Origin of the sequence: Shewanella sp. 10N.286.52.A9 (assembly GCF_041468985.1) — a bacterium.
Taxonomy (GTDB): domain Bacteria; phylum Pseudomonadota; class Gammaproteobacteria; order Enterobacterales; family Shewanellaceae; genus Shewanella; species Shewanella japonica.
This window is the reverse complement of sequence record NZ_JBFRJQ010000007.1, coordinates 1-14,781: the sequence shown is the minus strand read 5'-3', so window position 1 is coordinate 14,781 and position 14,781 is coordinate 1. Positions and strand designations below refer to the sequence as shown.

General features: G+C 40.8%; 13 protein-coding genes. 11 read left to right on the top strand and 2 right to left on the bottom strand.

What is annotated here, in order from left to right; translation table 11 throughout:
- Positions 1-133: 133 nt before the first annotated feature.
- From AB4128_RS06260 to AB4128_RS06250, 3 genes are all read left to right on the top strand, one after another.
- A complete protein-coding gene (locus tag AB4128_RS06260) occupies positions 134-805 on the top strand; it encodes a DUF502 domain-containing protein (protein WP_372037254.1) in 672 nt (223 codons plus the stop codon).
- 487 nt (positions 806-1,292) lie between these two features.
- On the top strand, positions 1,293-3,269 hold the full coding sequence (locus AB4128_RS06255; protein WP_080915393.1) for a BCCT family transporter: 1,977 nt from the start codon (positions 1,293-1,295) through the stop codon (positions 3,267-3,269).
- A gap of 154 nt (positions 3,270-3,423) precedes the next feature.
- Positions 3,424-3,780: a YajD family HNH nuclease gene (locus AB4128_RS06250; RefSeq protein WP_055022992.1), complete on the top strand. Its 357-nt coding sequence runs from the start codon at positions 3,424-3,426 to the stop codon at positions 3,778-3,780.
- An 87-nt stretch (positions 3,781-3,867) separates the two neighbouring features.
- On the opposite strand, the gene AB4128_RS06245 is transcribed toward AB4128_RS06250, so the two are convergent.
- Positions 3,868-4,092 (bottom strand): DUF1289 domain-containing protein, encoded by a 225-nt coding sequence (locus tag AB4128_RS06245; RefSeq protein ID WP_055022991.1) that lies wholly within the window; start codon positions 4,090-4,092, stop codon positions 3,868-3,870.
- Between the two features lie 229 nt (positions 4,093-4,321).
- Between AB4128_RS06245 and AB4128_RS06240 the strand changes: the two genes are divergently transcribed.
- From AB4128_RS06240 to oleD, 6 genes are all read left to right on the top strand, one after another.
- Positions 4,322-5,509, top strand: a complete 1,188-nt coding sequence (locus AB4128_RS06240; protein WP_055023172.1) for a hypothetical protein — start codon at positions 4,322-4,324, stop codon at positions 5,507-5,509.
- Positions 5,510-5,521: 12 nt separating this feature from the next.
- Positions 5,522-6,820, top strand: a complete 1,299-nt coding sequence (locus AB4128_RS06235; RefSeq protein ID WP_235530835.1) for a methyltransferase — start codon at positions 5,522-5,524, stop codon at positions 6,818-6,820.
- A gap of 251 nt (positions 6,821-7,071) precedes the next feature.
- On the top strand, positions 7,072-8,121 hold the full coding sequence (locus tag AB4128_RS06230) for a 3-oxoacyl-ACP synthase III (RefSeq protein WP_055022990.1): 1,050 nt from the start codon (positions 7,072-7,074) through the stop codon (positions 8,119-8,121).
- Positions 8,122-8,169: 48 nt separating this feature from the next.
- Complete coding sequence (locus AB4128_RS06225) at positions 8,170-9,054, top strand: alpha/beta fold hydrolase (RefSeq protein ID WP_055022989.1); 885 nt, start codon at positions 8,170-8,172, stop codon at positions 9,052-9,054.
- Between the two features lie 152 nt (positions 9,055-9,206).
- Positions 9,207-10,877: an olefin beta-lactone synthetase gene (oleC, locus tag AB4128_RS06220; RefSeq protein ID WP_055022988.1), complete on the top strand. Its 1,671-nt coding sequence runs from the start codon at positions 9,207-9,209 to the stop codon at positions 10,875-10,877.
- A 48-nt stretch (positions 10,878-10,925) separates the two neighbouring features.
- Positions 10,926-11,993, top strand: coding sequence for a 2-alkyl-3-oxoalkanoate reductase (gene oleD / locus AB4128_RS06215; protein ID WP_055023170.1), 1,068 nt, complete (start codon positions 10,926-10,928; stop codon positions 11,991-11,993).
- A gap of 58 nt (positions 11,994-12,051) precedes the next feature.
- Here the strand turns inward: oleD and AB4128_RS06210 are convergent, their stop codons facing one another.
- A complete protein-coding gene (locus AB4128_RS06210; protein ID WP_372037253.1) occupies positions 12,052-12,609 on the bottom strand; it encodes a sugar O-acetyltransferase in 558 nt (185 codons plus the stop codon).
- A 159-nt stretch (positions 12,610-12,768) separates the two neighbouring features.
- Between AB4128_RS06210 and AB4128_RS06205 the strand changes: the two genes are divergently transcribed.
- Together AB4128_RS06205 and AB4128_RS06200 are read left to right on the top strand one after the other, a co-directional pair.
- A complete protein-coding gene (locus tag AB4128_RS06205; protein WP_235530834.1) occupies positions 12,769-13,293 on the top strand; it encodes a hypothetical protein in 525 nt (174 codons plus the stop codon).
- A gap of 152 nt (positions 13,294-13,445) precedes the next feature.
- A complete protein-coding gene (locus tag AB4128_RS06200) occupies positions 13,446-14,642 on the top strand; it encodes a PLP-dependent aspartate aminotransferase family protein (RefSeq protein ID WP_055022985.1) in 1,197 nt (398 codons plus the stop codon).
- Positions 14,643-14,781 lie beyond the last annotated feature (139 nt).

Sequence of the window (14,781 nt, the reverse complement as noted above, 5' to 3'; positions counted from 1 at the left end):
ATGGCTTTGTAGATCTATTCGTGATTTAGCTCACAAAGCCAGCTTTGCTCATTTAGCTGTGATGAATATACGTCATGGCTTATGAGCATTGTGTGCTACCATTTTCGTTCTGATTTCTATTTGCGTGGACGTAATGAAAAACACCCTTTCTAGAGGCCTAACTAATCTGTTACCTATGGTACTCAGCCTTTGGTTATTCTGGTCTTTATTTATCTCTTTAGATGGCTTAGGTCATTTCTTGCTTGATATTGTCGAACTGGACAACGCTTTTGTTGGCACAGGTTTTATCCTGGTTGCAGTATTGGTTTTTATCTCGGGGTTACTATTCTCGTTTAGTCCGTTTGCTTGGTTATATTCATGGCTTGAACAGCAATTAATGAAGTTTCCTTTGTTTAAGTCGGTATATGGCAGTATTCGTGATATTGCAGGGTTAATGAAAAGCGATGGTAAGCCAAAAAACCAAAAGACCGTGCTGATTAAACAGGCAAACGGTGGTTATGTTGTTGGTTTTATTATGAACCAAACCGCGCCTAAACCATTAACAGACGCGCTACCAGACGGGGATTGGGTACCGGTTTTATTTCAGTTGAGTTATCAAATGGCTGGTGTTACGAGTTTAGTTAAACGAGAAGATTTAATTGAAGTTGATTGGTCGTTTGAAGATGCGATGCGCTTTAATTTAACCGCTGGAATTTCGGCAAAATCAATCACAGCCACTAACGCTAAAAAGCCTATTAAAGACAGTGCCAAAGACACATTAGTAGACAGTGAGCTTGAGGCTAAAAATAGCGACAATAACCATTAAGCTAAACTACATACCAGTCTTAATACGCATTTAATTGCGAGCGGCCTTGAGCAAGGATAAAGTTAATAGCCGCTATTTTCGTCGATGTTTGCATATTAAGTCGCTCAGGGATAAATGGACTGCCCCTGAGCTTACTGAAAACTCGTCATTAATCCTGTTGCTTAAAGCACGACATCCTCATCACTAAGTACTTACATCTTACAGTCAACTCAAAATGTTAGTCTCAGGGCTTGCTGTTACATTGACTTGCAGAGCAAATTTAATGTTATAGATCTGTGTTTTTCTGTATCTTAATCCTGACAGTTGTTAACTGTGGGTAAACTTTTGCTTAAAGCGTGTGCTGTAAGACAAAAACATCCATTAGATTGTGCTATTGTGAAGGTTAGTTTATAAGTTAATCAAAGCATTAAGTTCGACAAATAGATTTTTGAACGACTTAGCGCTTAGGTTAGCTTAGATATCTTTTCACTCCAAACTAGGAGTATTAATGTTACCTAAGGCTAGTATAAATCCGCCTGTATTTTTTTCGTCTGTCACCCTTATTACTATGATGGTTCTCCTGTGTGCTTTTTGGCCACAGCAATCCGCAGCTTTTTTCCAAACGGTTCAGTCTTGGCTGCAACTTAAAGTTGGTTGGTTTTACATCGTAGGCGTCGCAATTTTTATCATCTTTATCATGTTCGTTATGATGAGCCGTTTTGGTGATATCAAGTTAGGTCCAGATCACGCCGTCCCAGACTATAGTTACAAAAGCTGGATTGCCATGCTGTTTTCTGCTGGTATGGGAATTGGCTTGATGTTCTTTGGTGTGGCTGAGCCTGTGATGCATTTTCTTGCGCCACCTGATACCAGCCCTGAAACCATAGAAGCCGCGAAAGAAGCAATGAAAATTACCTTCTTTCATTGGGGTATTCACGCTTGGGCGATTTATGCCATTGTGGCGTTAAGTTTGGCGTATTTTTCTTATCGACATAAGTTACCACTATTACCTCGCTCTGCGCTTTATCCGTTAATTGGAGAGCGCATATATGGTCCAATCGGTCACGCAGTTGATACATTTGCAGTATTAGGCACTATGTTCGGTGTCGCGACTTCATTAGGCTTTGGTGTGTTGCAAGTTAACTCAGGCTTAAGCTATTTAATTGACGGATTGCCAAACAATATCACTGTCCAAGTGATCTTAATTATTGCCATCACTGGCGTGGCGACTTTATCGGTGTTTTCAGGCTTAGATAAAGGCGTTAAAAGGCTCAGCGAGTTAAACCTAGGGTTAGCTTTGTTACTCTTGGTTGCTGTGCTTTTACTTGGCCCGACAATTGCGTTATTGCAAGCCTTTGTGCAAAACACTGGCGGCTATTTAAGTGACATTGTGGGTAAAACATTTAACTTATATGCCTACGATCAAAAAGAAGATTGGATTGGTGGTTGGACACTACTTTATTGGGGCTGGTGGATATCATGGTCCCCATTTGTCGGTACCTTTATTGCCAGAGTAAGCCGTGGACGAACCATTCGTGAGTTTTTGATTGGGGTGTTATTTGTTCCATCAGGGATTACTTTCCTATGGATGACGGCATTTGGTAATACCGCAATCGATGCTGTAATGAATCATGGTGCAACCTATTTGTCGGATGCTGTTTCAAGTGACGTTTCAGTAGCGCTATTTAAGTTCTTTGAACACTTACCATTTTCGAACATCTTATCGATTATTGCCGTGTTCTTAGTGGTGACATTTTTCGTTACGTCGTCAGATTCAGGTTCGTTGGTGATTGATAACCTTACATCTGGTGGCGACAATAGTGCACCAGTATGGCAACGAATTTTTTGGGCAATTTTACAAGGGGTTGTTGCATCGGTACTGCTAATTGCGGGTGGGTTACAAGCATTACAAACTGCGGCAATAGCCAGTGCAATGCCGTTTTTAATTGTCATGCTATTAATGTGTGTCGGCTTGTTTAGAGCCTTACAAGATGATTATTTGAAGATAAACAGTGTCCAATCTCATAATACCAGTGTGCAATTTGCTAAAGCGAATATGAGTTGGAAAGATCGCATTGATGTGCTTGTCTCTCAGCCGAGTCATCAAGATGCACAAGAGTTTTTAGATAACATCGCCAAGCCTGGTCTTGACCAAGTGAAGCAAATATTTTTGCAAAAAAATATCGCTGCTGTAATCACCCAAGATGAGCAACGTGTCAGGCTGGTTATCGGTAATGAAGATAATGATACTCTGCCATTTGCTTATGGGCTGCGGTTACGTGCGTTTAATATGAATGGTGCGGATGTTGAGTTGTTTGATAGCGAACAAGACTATTATCGTGTTGAAGTGTTTTTAGAGCATGGTGGTCAGCAGTATGATGTTATGGGGTACACCCAAGAGCAAATCATTGCAGATATTGTTAATCAATATGAACGTTATCTACACTATTTACATTTGTCGAACTCTGAGTTGGTGACAGAGTAGTCATTTTGGCTTTAGCGGTAATGTAAGCTGTATTAAATGCGTTTGTGATAGAAACCATTGCCCCAATGGATAACTGAGATTATCCTTGGGGTAATTTTTTGACAACGATTTAGCGTTAGTCACTCATATTTAATTATCAAAAGTTGGAAACTCGATGTCAGGTACGCAAAGTAAATTAGATAAAGTACTCGCTGAAGCAAGAGAATATAAAGCGAGTCGTGAAAAAGGCTATCGTGAGCAAGCATTGAAATTATACCCTTGGGTATGTGGTCGATGCACTCGAGAGTTCACTCATAAAAATTTGTCTGAATTAACTGTGCACCATGTTGATCATAACCATGATAACAACCCATCAGATGGCTCTAATTGGGAATTATTATGCTTATATTGCCATGATAATGAGCATTCTCGATTTGAGGAGTTAATTCGTTATGGCAGTACGACTGAAGTGAAGCAAGAGGCGGCAACATACAACCCTTTTGCAGATTTAAAATCAATGATGAAAAAGTGATGTTGCGTTAATACGTTAAGCATCATTCATCTGAATATTAAAAGGTTACCCGTGGGTAACCTTTTTTATTGCAAGCTGCATGTTGAACTAATCTAATTTCCCTTCGGCAGCCAGCCATTTTTCACGACTGATAGTTTGAAAGTTATTGCCTCCTTTCATCACCGCTTTTCGCTCAGGTAATTGCGCCCAAATTTGTTGTTGTCTTTCTTCACTTGCTTTGCCCCAGCCAACAATTTCATTGATATGCCTAAAACATCCCATACAAAAGTCGTCATCATTGAGACCGCATTTAGCGACACAAGGAGAGTGCATATAAACATCCTATACTGAATTAATAAACCTGAATTCTACTGAGCCAAATAGCATTTAGCCCTAGACAGAAAATGTAAAAATAACTAGTCTCGATGATATTTATTTTATATATATCATATAGTTAAATTAAACCTGTAGCTGTGTCACAAGTGTTTCATTTGTAAGGCAAGCTATGGGTAACTGTTGGTGTTTGTTTGTTATTTTGCTGCTTATTTGTGTGGAGAATACCATGAATGCATGGGAAAGTTCAGCCGTTAACCGTTTGGTTCAAGTGTTATTGTTGTTAGTGAGCGTCAGCGTATTAACAGGCTGCTCTTTATTGGAGGTTAAGCTTGAAAGTGGCGTAGAGCCCTTGCCTAAAGAGCAAATTAATATGCGTATGTTCAGCCGTGAATATAGCTATAACTTTTATACAGAGGTTGAATCCAGCGCAGATTTAATTGCTAATGACACGGATGATGTGGCAATAAAATCTAATACTCTGATGTGGAAAATTTATTCAGAGCAAAGCCTACAACGCGCCATTTTTCAGGCATCCCCGATTGCAGCTATGATTGATACTTGGGTGTTTACTGAGCAAATGAACCACTATTTTACAACTGGTGCGGGACGCGAGGTTTTTGGGGAGCATCAGCATATTGCTATTGAAGCGAGTCAACGTCTATCGGCTCGATTTGCTAAAACGGCAAAGGGATTTAATGTGAGTAATTTTAAACAGCATCAGAAATTTGTTGAGCAATACGTAGCTAAAAACCCAATCAGTGATTTGACGTTTAGCCGAACCTCAGCTTTTAATGATTGGCTTGAGTTTAGTAATATATCTGAGTTTGAAGCGATAACCACATTCGGCTCTATGCCTGAAGTGATGAGTGACATGTCAGATCGTATGGCGATGACAACCCAACAAATGCCGAAAATTTTGGGCTGGAAAGCCGAACTATATGCGTTACATTCTGATGTTAATGCGGCTGATGTTGAAAAGGCACTGACAGATATCAGTCAAACTACCGTTAAATTTCAAGCATTAATGGAGCAAACCCCTGAGTTAATGACACAGCTTGCCGCTGATATGCGCACGGAACTAAGCCCGCTTATTGAGCAGTTAAGTCAAGTGACTGATGATAAGTTAATGCAGTTATCTAAAGAGCGTGCTTCATTGGCGTTAATCATTACTCACGAGCGGGAAGCTCTCGTTCAAATGATTGCAGATGAGCGAGTTGCGGCGGTTCAAGATTTAGACGCATTAAGCCATAAAACCGTCGAATTAGTGTTTCAACAGATCACAGAAACCATTAAGAGTGTCATTGTGTATTTCATTTTGTTTTTAATTACAGTATTTTTCGCACCACTCGGTTTAGGTGTTTGGTTGGGTAAACGAATGGCGACCAATAAGAACAACTCGGTAGTTAACAATTAACAAGGTGAAATATTGTCTATTGCTAAAGTAAATACATCTGCAACTCATCGTCTAACTTTCAGTGAGCAGTTATCGATTCGAAGCGATTGTTTATTGTTACTTACCCCTTTGTGGCAAGTGCAGGCTTTTGAGTGTGCCGAGTTACCTTGGGAGACACAATTCCCAGCGCTGGCGAAAGCAGTTTGGCAAATTGATGACAGTGAAATTGATACAATAGACGCTGATCAAACTGCTTTAGTTAAGTGTTTATTACCAAGTTTACAGCTTGATTTAGCCTCAAATAACTTGAGCATTGATGGCTTATTTGAACTACTCACCAGTAAGGTAAAAGCTCAGGTTGAAGTTAGCGTCAATCAAATGCAAAACAAGATTGCTGAGCAGGGGCTAACTGAAAGCGAGCTTAGTCATTTTAGCGCGCATATCAAAGGGCGCAAATGGCAACAAATTACTGCGTTTGCTCACTTTATTCCTGCGGATGATTTACCCATTCTTGAATGGTGTGCGGGGAAGGGGCATTTAGGGCGGTATTTAGCGAAGAAAAAAACGACAAAGGTAACCAGCTTAGAATGGCAGCAAAGCTTATGTGAGCAAGGGCAAGCCTTTGCTGATAAATGGCATTTACCCCAAACGTTTACTTGCACTGATGTATTTGAAATAGCGAATAGCCCTTTAATTAATAAACAGCATGCGGTTGCGTTGCATGCCTGTGGTGATTTGCATGTAAGGCTGATTGATTTAGCTGTACAGGCGTCGACTCGCGCTATTTCATTCTCGCCTTGTTGTTATCATTTAATCCAAGCAAGTCACTATCAGGCACTATCTGATGTAGCTAAAGACTCGGGGTTAACGTTTTCACGTCATGACTTGCAGTTGCCTTTACAGCAAAGTGTTATTGCTAACCCAAAGCAGCAACTATTACGTCATCAAGAAATAAGCTGGCGCTTGGGGTTTGATTCTTTACAAAGAGACATCACTGGTAGCGGTCGATATTTACCCATTCCCAGCGTAAAACGCAGTCAATTATCCGCAAGCTTTGATGAGTTTTGTCGATGGGCAGCCAATCAAAAAGGCGTTGCACTTAACGGGTCAATTGATTTTGATGACTATCTTATCAAAGGTGAGCACAGACAGGCATTAACGCGTCGAATCGATCTCGTCGCGCACCTATTTCGTCTAATAATAGAGCAGTGGTTATTATTAGATAGAGTGTGCTTTTTAGAACAACATGGTTATCAGGTTGAGATGTTTGAATTCTGTGCAAACAGTATTACACCCAGAAATTGTTTAATTCAGGCTAAAAAGCAGCCATAGCAGACTTCTTTGTTCGAATGCTAGCTTAACCTACTGTTTATTATTGTAAAATTTTATGGTTTAGTATTAATTCTGATTTTTTTTGGCTGTTTTTTCTGTATTCATGTCTCATTGAAGTAGATTTAAATGGCCCGTAAAGTGGTTTTGTATTGAATATTTGGATTTTTCTTGTTCAAATGGCGGGTTAATAACAAATACCAATAAATTCGGTTGCTGATAGCGACCTTAAAGTGAGCGATTGATACGGTTTCATGAAATATTCCCGCGTTTTTATTAATAGTATGGCTTATGAACTTGCACCCCAAGTGGTGTCAAGTCTAGACCTAGAATCTCGCCTTGCGCCGCTTTATCAAAAGTTTCGTATCCCGATGGGGCAATTAGCCGCATTAACCGGTATTAAAGAACGCCGCTGGTGGCCGAAAGGTTATCGTTTATCTGATGGGGCACTTTGTGCTGCCAGAAAAGCGGTCGATGAGACAGGCATTAGTGTTAGCGACTTAGGTGCAGTGGTTTATACCGGCGTATGTCGTGACCAACATGAGCCAGCTACGGCTTGTCGAGTTGCAGCAGAGCTTGGCGTATCAAAAGATACAGCGATTTATGATATTAGCAATGCCTGCTTAGGTGTGCTGTCAGGTATCTTAGATATTGCAAACCGTATTGAGTTAGGCCAAATCAAAGCGGGTATGGTGGTATCGTGTGAATCTGCACGTGACATTGTTGAGGTGACGATTGATAACATGTTGTCAGACCCAACTATGCAAAACTTTGCCCAATCTCTTGCCACGCTAACAGGTGGTTCAGGTGCCATTGCCGTCATTTTAACCGATGGAAGCCTGCCGCTTAAAAACACTCGTCAGCATCAATTGTTAGGTGCAAGTCATTTATCGGCACCAGAGCATCACGAGCTATGTCAGTGGGGGCTACAGGAGACGAGCCAGAAGCTGTATCGTGAGTTTATGCGAACTGACGCTGTCACATTACTTAAAGAAGGTGTCGACTTAGCTAAACACACTTGGGAGCATTTCTTAACCCAACGTGATTGGTTAGTCGAACAAGTTGATAAAGTGATTTGTCACCAAGTCGGTGCTTCAAACCGCAAACAAGTTTTAAATGCGCTTAATATCCCGCATGAAAAAGAATTCCCTACTTATGAAACCTTAGGCAATATGGGCACCGTTTCGCTGCCTGTCACTGCTGCAATTGCCCATGATCAAGGTTTTTTAAAACTTGGCGATCAAGTGAGCTTCCTAGGAATAGGTAGCGGACTCAACTGTATGATGCTTGGCATCAAGTGGTAGTTCGTTAGCTGTGTATTTAGGATTAATAAAAAAAGATTAGGAAGCATCATGTTAGAGAATTTATTACCTTTTGATAGCCATTTCTTAGACCGTAATGGCAATAAATTGCATTATGTCAACGAAGGTCAAGGTGAGCCTGTTGTTATGGTTCATGGTAATCCAAGCTGGAGCTATTATTACCGTAATTTGGTGGGTGCATTAAGCCCAACTCATCAGTGTATCGTGCCTGATCATATCGGTTGTGGTTTGTCTGATAAACCTGACGATCCAGATTATGACTACACGCTTAAAAATCGTATTGATGATTTGGAAGCTTTACTTGATCATCTAGACGTAAAAGACAACATTACCTTGGTTGTTCATGATTGGGGCGGAATGATTGGTATGGGCTATGCTGCTCGTTACCCTGACAGAATTAAGCGTTTAGTATTTTTAAATACAGCGGCTTTCCATTTGCCAGAATCAAAGCCGTTTCCTTGGGCACTTTGGGTGTGTCGTGAAACTATTCTCGGTACTTTTTTAGTTCGTGGCTTTAACGCATTTTCTTCAATTGCATCATACGTAGGCGTTAAACGTAACCCAATGCCAAAAGAAGTAAGAGAAGCCTACGTTGCACCGTTTAATAACTGGAAAAATCGTATTTCGACTTTACGGTTTGTGCAAGATATTCCATTAAAACCAGAAGACAGAAACTATGATTTGGTTTCTAGTATTGCTGATAGCTTACCGCAGTTCTCGAATGTACCGACTTTGATTTGTTGGGGTTTACAGGACTTTGTATTCGACAAGCATTTTCTTGATAAATGGCGTCAACATATGCCTCATGCCCAAGTACGTGAGTTTGATGATTGTGGCCATTATATTTTAGAAGATGCCAGTGAAGATGTGATTGGCTTAATCCAACATTTTATGGCCGAGCAACCTCAATCTTAATCCATAAAATATTGAACGTTGTAGTATCTAAGGGCATTTTAACAATGCCCTTTTTTATTAAAATGAATACTCTATAGGTTTAAGAGATAACTAATACATTAATGAGATACTTCAGTGGTTACAGGTATCCCCAATAAGATGACATCAACATTATGACTTTACCTTCGGCCAATATTTGTCAGCACCTTCAGCATGCAGCTGTTCACTTTCCAACAGAGCTTGCCGTTGCCGTGCAAACGGCATCATCGACACTGTCATATCAAGAAATCGATTTTAACCAGCTAAATGTGCAATCCGATGAAATGGCTTATCGCTTAAATGCCGATGGTATTACAGCTGGAATGAAAGCGGTATTAATGGTGACGCCCAGTATTGATTTTTTTGTACTGACGTTTGCCTTATTCAAAGCAGGAATTATTCCCATTCTGGTTGACCCTGGAATGGGCGTAAAAAATCTAAAACAATGTTTTGAAGAGTCGCAACCTGATGCTTTTATCGGTATTACGAAGGCAAATATTGCAAGGCGCATTCTTGGATGGGGTAAAGGCTCAGTTAAGCAATGCCTCAATGTGGGAGGCAGTCGGGTCGCATGCTTTTTGGCAGGGGCAAAGGCGATAGATGACTTACCCCAAAATACGGCCTCTGCACCTTATCCCATTGCTGCATTGGCAAAAGATGCCATGGCGGCGATATTGTTTACCAGTGGTAGCACTGGCACCCCAAAGGGGGTGGTTTATAGTCACGAGATGTTTGAAGCTCAAATTCAAGCATTGAAACATGATTATGGCATTAAGCCTGGTGAGCGAGACCTAGCGACATTTCCGTTATTTTCATTATTTGGTCCAGCGCTTGGAATGGCATCGATTGTGCCAGCTATGGATGCCAGTAAACCGATTACCGCCACCCCTGAATACTTGTTTGCGGCAATTGAAAAGTATCAATGTTCAAATATGTTTGTTAACCCAGCTTTATTGGAGCGTTTAGGTGAAGCAGGTGAGACTAAACAGCATAAATTACCTAGCGTTAAACGCGTAATTTCAGCTGGCGCCCCAGCAACAATAGCTTCGATAAAGCGCTTCAGTCACATGCTGAATAGCGGTGTTGAAGTGCTAAACTCTTATGGTGCTACCGAGTCGTTACCCATTAGTATGATGCCGAGTTCGGCCTTATTTGAGACCACAGAGGCAACTGATAACGGCTTAGGAATTTGTGTGGGTCATCCGATTAAAGGTGTTGATATTGCGATTATTGATATCACAGAAAACCCGCTTAAACAGTGGGATGATGACTTGATGCTCGATAGCGGTAGCATTGGTGAAATTGTGGTAAAAGGTCCCATGGTGAGCCGCAGTTATTATCATCGTGAAAGTGCAACTGCAATCGCTAAAATCTCAGATGGTGAGCATATTCGTCATAGAATGGGCGATGTTGGCTATCTTGATGAAGAAGGGCAGTTATGGATGTGTGGCCGCAAGGCGCATCGTGTTGACCAAACTGGTACAGATAAAAAACGTTATTTTTCTATTCCCTGTGAAAGAGTATTCAATACCCATCCGCAGGTTAAACGTTCTGCACTTGTTCCTATCAGCATAAACGGTGAAACTTTGCCTTTGTTGTGTATTGAACTAGATAAAGGCCTCGCCTGTTCAGATAGTAAAATGCTCTATAGTGACCTGCTAGCAATCGCAGAAAAGCATTCTCATACCGTGGGGATCAGTCGATTCCTTATTCATCCAGATTTTCCTGTTGATGTCCGCCATAATGCAAAAATATTTCGCGAAAAGCTGGCAGTTTGGGCACAAGCACAATGGAAGGAAGCGTAAGTGACTCAAATTGAAAATAAGCCCTTAACTCATTTGGAAGCGAATTCAATGACCTCAGTAAATAGCGCTCAGCTTCAATTAACTGATTTACTGCCTCAAGAACAAACGGCATTAGCAGCACTTAAACAAACGGCAAACAAGGCATTTGTTACCGGAGCGGGCGGCTTTCTAGGTAAGAGTATTTGTAAACGTCTGCGCGCCGCGCAAATTGAGGTCGTAGGATTTGCCCGTGGTGATTACCCTGAACTCACTGCAATGGGTGTTGAGATGTTTAAAGGTGATCTTGCTGATTATGATGGGGTGGTTAACGCTATGGAAGGCTGCGATCTCGTGTTTCACGTTGCTTCAAAAGCCGGTGTTTGGGGAACTAGAGATAGTTATTTTGAACCTAACGTTAATGGCACCGCCAATATCATTAGAGCGAGTAAAGCCCATCAAATCGACCGTATTGTGTATACCAGTACCCCTAGTGTGACTTTTGCTGGTGAAGATGAAGCAGGAATTGATGAATCAGCGCCATATGCGGCTAAATTTTTAAATTATTATGGCCATTCAAAAGCGCTAGCAGAAAAGATGATTCTTGATGCAGATAGCAAAGAACTCAAAACCACAGCATTACGACCTCATTTAATCTGGGGGCCTGAGGATCCGCACTTGGTTCCAAGGGTGATTGAGCGTGCTAAAAAAGGCAAATTAAAACTAGTAGGCAAGCAAGATAAGTTAGTTGATACGATCTTTGTCGATAATGCTGCATTTGCACATATTCTTGCCGCAGTAGAGTTAAGTCATCAAGCAAACTGTGCTGGTAAAGCCTACTTCTTGAGTAATGATGAACCAATAACAATGGCTAATATGCTTAATAAAATTTTAGCTTGTGTTGATATCCCCCCCGTTGAAAAACGAGTACCTGCAGGGGTTGCCTATGCAGCAGGAGTGGTATTAGAAGGCATATATGGCCTTTTAAAGAAACAGCAAGAACCGATAATGACACGATTTGTAGCAAGGCAATTATCAACCAGTCATTACTTTGATATTAGCGCAGCAAAAAACGATTTTGGGTATCAAGCGCTAATCAGTATTGATGAAGGCATGATAAGACTAAAGCAGTCGCTTTAGTCTTATGTTAATTGTCACTAAATAAAATCAATAAGTTGAGCCAATGAACCACATTGTGCTAAGCGATTGGTTTGATAAAACAACAAGGGTTGCCGGCATACACACCATTGCCGGCGATATCTTTAGTCACGACACTTCCTGCACCAATCACAGTGTTATCGTGAATGGTAATGCCTGGCAATACAGAAACATTTCCACCTAACCAAACATCATTTCCTATCGTAATCGGCTTTCCGAATTCAGTATTGCGGCGTGCAATAGGATCAATCGGGTGTGTGGCCGTTGATAACATAACGTTAGGGCCAAACATAACATTGCTTCCTATTTTGACTTCACAGACGTCTAAAATAACCAAATTATGATTGGCATAAAAATTATCGCCGATGGTGATATTAGTGCCATAGTCACAGAAGAAGTTTGCTTCGATATGACAGTGTCCAGTGATATTAAGTAATGTTTTTAGCATCGCTTGGCGTTTATCATTATCCAATGGACTAAGTTGATTAAACTGATGACACATTAATTTTGCCTGATTTCTTGCAGCTATAAGCACTTCATCCCACGCATCATATGCCAGGCCAGCTAACATTTTTTGTTTCTCAGTCTGTTTTTGCATCACGATAACCTTAAGTGCGTGAATAATTTTTCTTTAGTATGACTTAAGTTTGCAAACCAAACATAGACTTATGTCTGCTATACGCCGAGTGTAACTTGATTATCATAACGGTATTACTTTAACGCATTGTTATAGACGGACTTATCGTACCTAAATTACATGCAATTGGATGGATACTGGCAGATGAACATTAAATTCACTGAGTTATATCGTCAAATAGGACGTCTAACCAAGGCTAAAAACCTTAAGGTTTTGGGGCTGTTTTGTATCATGCTAACAAGTATACCTTTAGCAATAGGCCAAAATCAGCCAAAACAAGAATCCCTTCATAACCCTTTGATTGGTAGCTGGGCGCTGTTTGATGGCAAGTACCTCAATGAGAATAAACAATGGGTTGATTATAAGACACTTAATTTATCTGCTATTAAACTTGTGTCGGCAACGCACTTTAGCTTCACGACAATGAAAAAAGAGGGCGGGAAAAAGACATTTTGGGCAAGTGCTAGTGGTCATTACGAATTAATTAATAATCAATATACCGAGTTTCCGACGTTGAGCTCATTTGGGGTGAAGCCAGGAGAGTCCTATCGCTTTTTATTTATGTTAAAAGAAAATGAGTGGCATACACAAAGATACGATGGTGAAGATCTCGTTGAAGAGGAGGTGTGGAAAAGGCTTGATTAAAGGGCTTGCGGATTTTCGTAATCTTGGCTTTACAAGTTTGAAGGTATCAAAAAGTCGTTTTAGCATTGGCTAATTTATCAGCACATGTATCTTGAGTTTGACTTACCCACACCAATCACAATTCTAATGAATGGGTAAGAAGGGAGAAAAAGATGCATAAACCATGGAATTTAGCCACATTAGCCATCCACGCAGGGCACGAGAAAGATGCACTTGGGGCGTTGGTATCGCCACTATATCAAAGTGCGACATTCGTTTTTGATAATGCAGAGCAAGGAGGAGCCCGCTTTGCGGGTGATGAAGCTGGATACATTTATACTCGTTTAGGTAACCCGACAACCAATGAGTTAGAGCGTAAAATGGCTTTGTTAGAGGGGGCTGAACAAGCAGCTGCCTGTGCGTCTGGGATGGCTGCAGTATCGGCATCGCTTATGACTCATTTGGAATCAGGTGATCATCTCATTGCCTCAAACGCGATTTACGGCTGTACTTTCGCTTTACTAAGTAGTCAGTTAACCCGTTTTGGGGTTGAAACAACCTTCGTCGATTTTAGTGATCTTTTAGCCATAGAAGCGGCCATTCAACCGAATACCAAATTATTATTTTGTGAAACCCCAGTGAACCCTCACTTACAAGTGTTCGATTTGAGCGCCATCGTCGATATCGCCAAAACCAATAACCTGATTACGATTGTCGATAACACCTTTATGACGCCATTGTTACAGCAGCCTATTAACATGGGAGTCGACATGGTTATCCACAGTGCCACAAAATATTTAAATGGTCACGGTGATGTTATTGCCGGAATAGTGTGCGGTTCTGAAGCGCATATCCACAAATTGAAGTATGAGATTTTAAAAGATTTTGGTGGCGTACTTTCGCCACATGATGCTTGGTTGATTTTGCGTGGAATAAAAACCTTAGATGTGCGATTACAAAGACATTGTGATAATGCAGAGATATTAGCTGAATACCTTAATCAGCATCAAGCTATAGCAAAGGTGTTCTATCCAGGGCTTAAGTCTCATCAAGGTCATGGATTTCTTGGCTCACAAATGAAACGTGCGGGCGGGGTGATTGCATTTGAAATAAAAGGAGACATCAAACAGGCAATCAAATTTGTCGATAGTTTGTCACTATTTACTATTGCTGTCAGTTTAGGAGATGCAGAGTCGTTAATTCAGCACCCAGCTTCTATGACTCATTCGCCATATACCCCAGAAGCCAGAGCTGCTGCTGGCATTACCGATAATCTATTGCGTATCTCTGTCGGATTGGAAAACGTAGAAGACTTGATAGAAGATATTTCACGAGCATTGAATATGTGCGCAATCGATAGCAAAGCGTAGAGATAGATACATAAACTGGGTAGATATCAAAAATTAAATTCTTTAATTGTAATAACAAACTAAGAAATAAACAGAAGTATAACAAGGGGAAATAACTAAATAAGATAGGTATTGATAAAATTGGTTGCGGGAGCTGGAT

Coding starts and splice junctions, on each gene's coding strand:
- AB4128_RS06260 (WP_372037254.1), top strand. CDS start 134: ATGAAAAACACCCTTTCTAGAGGCCTAACTAATCTGTTACCTATGGTA.
- AB4128_RS06255 (WP_080915393.1), top strand. CDS start 1,293: ATGTTACCTAAGGCTAGTATAAATCCGCCTGTATTTTTTTCGTCTGTC.
- AB4128_RS06250 (WP_055022992.1), top strand. CDS start 3,424: ATGTCAGGTACGCAAAGTAAATTAGATAAAGTACTCGCTGAAGCAAGA.
- AB4128_RS06245 (WP_055022991.1), bottom strand. CDS start 4,092: ATGCACTCTCCTTGTGTCGCTAAATGCGGTCTCAATGATGACGACTTT.
- AB4128_RS06240 (WP_055023172.1), top strand. CDS start 4,322: ATGAATGCATGGGAAAGTTCAGCCGTTAACCGTTTGGTTCAAGTGTTA.
- AB4128_RS06230 (WP_055022990.1), top strand. CDS start 7,072: ATGAAATATTCCCGCGTTTTTATTAATAGTATGGCTTATGAACTTGCA.
- AB4128_RS06225 (WP_055022989.1), top strand. CDS start 8,170: ATGTTAGAGAATTTATTACCTTTTGATAGCCATTTCTTAGACCGTAAT.
- oleC (WP_055022988.1), top strand. CDS start 9,207: ATGACTTTACCTTCGGCCAATATTTGTCAGCACCTTCAGCATGCAGCT.
- oleD (WP_055023170.1), top strand. CDS start 10,926: ATGACCTCAGTAAATAGCGCTCAGCTTCAATTAACTGATTTACTGCCT.
- AB4128_RS06210 (WP_372037253.1), bottom strand. CDS start 12,609: ATGCAAAAACAGACTGAGAAACAAAAAATGTTAGCTGGCCTGGCATAT.
- AB4128_RS06205 (WP_235530834.1), top strand. CDS start 12,769: ATGCAATTGGATGGATACTGGCAGATGAACATTAAATTCACTGAGTTA.
- AB4128_RS06200 (WP_055022985.1), top strand. CDS start 13,446: ATGCATAAACCATGGAATTTAGCCACATTAGCCATCCACGCAGGGCAC.